Origin of the sequence: Halorubrum ezzemoulense DSM 17463, from assembly GCF_002114285.1 — an archaeon.
GTDB classification, from domain to species: domain Archaea; phylum Halobacteriota; class Halobacteria; order Halobacteriales; family Haloferacaceae; genus Halorubrum; species Halorubrum ezzemoulense.
Map to the genome: position 1 here is coordinate 1 of NZ_NEDJ01000143.1, position 2,270 is coordinate 2,270.

General features: G+C 71.2%; 2 protein-coding genes. Both read right to left on the reverse strand.

All coding sequences use genetic code 11. The features are described from left to right. Positions 1-3: 3 nt before the first annotated feature. Positions 4-1,287, reverse strand: a complete 1,284-nt coding sequence (locus B9H04_RS17725; RefSeq protein WP_085682897.1) for a DUF5305 domain-containing protein — start codon at positions 1,285-1,287, stop codon at positions 4-6. Positions 1,288-1,290: 3 nt separating this feature from the next. Next, positions 1,291-2,270 (reverse strand): S24/S26 family peptidase (locus tag B9H04_RS17730; protein WP_085682898.1); only part of this gene is annotated, 980 nt, incomplete at its 5' end.

Sequence of the window (2,270 nt, forward strand, 5' to 3'; positions counted from 1 at the left end):
GGCTCAGTCGTCGGCCGGGTCTTCCGAGTCGGCCGCGTCGCCCGGCGAGTCGCCGTCCTCGGCGGGCGCCGCGCCGGCCGCGGTCGAGTCCGCACCCTCGGTCATGGCCGTCATCGAGTCGGCGGCGCCGACCGCTCCCGCGTCGTCGACCGTCTCCTCATCGCCGATCGCTCCCTCACCGCCGACCGTGTCCTCGTCGGCAGTGTCACCGTCCTCGACCGTCGGCTCGGGCGGGCGATAGGTATAGACGAACTCCCCGGCGACGGCGTGGAACGCGCCGGTCTCGGGGTCCTCCACGACGCCGGTGTCGTTGTCGATCGCGAAGTCGACGAGGTCGCGGAGCGACCCCGCCTCGGCGGTCGGACGCTCGTGGACCGACGCGGGGAGGCGGAACGTCGTGATCCACTCCGCGAACTCGGAGCGGTCGTCGCGGTACGAGAGGTACGCGCGCTCCGCGGGCGTGAGCGCGAGGTCGAACTCCCGCGTCGCGTACGCGGTGCCGCCGGCGCCGACGAGCCCCGCGAGCAGGAGGAGGGGACCCCCGAGCGACCGGAGCACGCCGTACTCCCGCTCGACGCTCACCGACTCGGTCCGCTCGGTTGTGTCGGACCGGACGCCGGGCTCGGAGACGGAGTAGGTGTCGCCCCCGTGCGTGACCGTCATGTCGAGCGTCTGCGTCGACGCGGTCGGAACCCCGCCGATCGACCCGTCGACGGCCACCTCGGTCGTGACGAACGTCTCCGTCTCCCCCGGCGAGGCGCCGAGCTGCTCTTCGATCGACGCCACGCGCCCGTCGATCGCGGTGCTGTTGAGTTCGAAGGCGGCGTCCACCGTCTCGCCGGGCGCGACGTTGGCGGCCGTCTCCGACGCGATCGGTTCCGTCTCGCGCCAGTAGACGGTCCCCTCATCGCCGACGTTGCGGATGACGAGCGCGGAGTCGAGCTGGACGGTGACGTTCTCCGCGGTCGACGCCGCGTAGCTCGTCGTCACGTTCACGTCGAGCTCGGGCGCGATCCGCGTGAAGTACGTGTCGCGGCCGTCCAGCACCGCGCCGGTCTCGAAGACGGTGTTCGGCTCCGTCACGGTCGCGCTGTGGCGGTACTCGCTTTCGACGGTCAGCGAGGAGACCGTCCGGCGCTCCGTCTCCGTGCCGGGGTCGACGTGCGTCGTGTACACGAGCCCCGCGCCGGCCGCGGCGAGGAGGAGGCAGACCGCGAGGATCGCGGCGGACTGTGCGTTCAGCACGGCGCGGAGTCTGAGTCGGCGTTCGTTTGGTTCTGAAGACATGTGTTACCTGTAGAGCTCGCGGAGGAGTCGCTTGTAGAGCGGGGGGCGCTCGCGGGAGTCGCGAGACCGGATCCGCGCGGGCTCGCCGCGTAAGAGCAGGAGGCCGACGCCGACGATACCGCCGCCGAGCAGCCCGTTTATTGCGACGAGCGGCGCCCAGGGGTGGACGCCGTACAGCTCGTCGACGATGCCGGGCGGCAGCACGGCGAGGTAGCGGTGTTCGACGACGAACAGCCGATAGTATCCCGTCTCGTCGGGCGCGGACAGCGTCACCGTCGTCGAGGCCTCGCCGCGACTGGCGACCGAGAGCCGCGCCGGCTCGACGTCGACGCGCGGGCTCGCCGGCGTGACGTACGCGTACACGGGGACGAGCCCCGCGTTGGGGACGACGTACTCGATCTCTTGGCTCGTGCCGCGCTCGATGACGGTCGGGTTCTCGGACTCGAACTCGGCGCTCACGACGCCGTACTCCTGCGTGCCGGCCGGGAGGACCATCGCCGCCGTCGCGGTGGCCATCAGCACCAGCGCCAGCGCGCCGAGGATCGCCAGCACGGAGGTGCCGTCGTCGCGCGACCGGTCGCGCGAGTCGCGGTCGCGCGAGCCGGCGTTGAGATACCAGTCGACCGCGTAGGCGACGAGCGACAGCCCAAAGATGATGTACGCGAGCCCCTGCGTTCCCTGGAACGAACGGACGCCGAACGTCACCGCGAGCCACGTCTGGACGGACTGTAACGCGGACTGGAACCCCATAGCGACGGTCCCGAGGTGCGGGATCACGACGACGCTGCCGCCGATCTGGAGCGCCTTCGCCACCACGTCCGCGTCCTGAACGACCGGCTCGCCGCCGTCCTGATCGGTGAACGGGTTGTTGTCTCCCCGAGTGATATAGCCCCGCTCGGCCTCCTCGACGACCCGGTGGGTCGTCAGCCCGCCGCCCTGAATCTCCTGTGCCTCGAACGTCACCACGTCGCCCGGCCCGATCC